The sequence below is a fragment of the Paenibacillus sp. BJ-4 genome, from assembly GCF_020404765.1.
Classification (GTDB): Bacteria; Bacillota; Bacilli; order Paenibacillales; family Paenibacillaceae; genus Paenibacillus.
In genome coordinates, this window is the sequence record NZ_JAIVEM010000085.1 from 1 (window position 1) to 273 (window position 273).

The 273-nt window shown below is 64.8% G+C and carries 1 protein-coding gene; it reads right to left on the reverse strand.

All coding sequences use genetic code 11. From position 1 onward, the window contains the following. Nucleotides 1-273, reverse strand: a 273-nt coding sequence (locus tag LCF57_RS14615) for an AMP-binding protein (RefSeq protein WP_226001344.1), incomplete at both ends; no start/stop codon positions are given.

A 273-nucleotide genomic window follows, 5' to 3' on the forward strand; every position in this document is an offset into this window, starting at 1 on the left:
CCCCGGATTTTCGCCTGGTTGTCGATCCGGCCGATGAAGTCCACGTTGCCGTCCTCCATCCACCGCGCCAAGTCTCCCGTGCGGTACAGCCGCTCGCCCGCGGCGAACGGGCTGTCTACGAACTTCTCTTCCGTCAGCTCCGGACGGTTCAAGTACCCGCGCGCCACTCCGACTCCGCCGATAACCAGCTCGCCCAGCACCCCGACCGGCACCGGGTTCAGATGCGCGTCCACGATGTAGAATTTCGCATTCAGCCACGCTTTGCCGATCGGC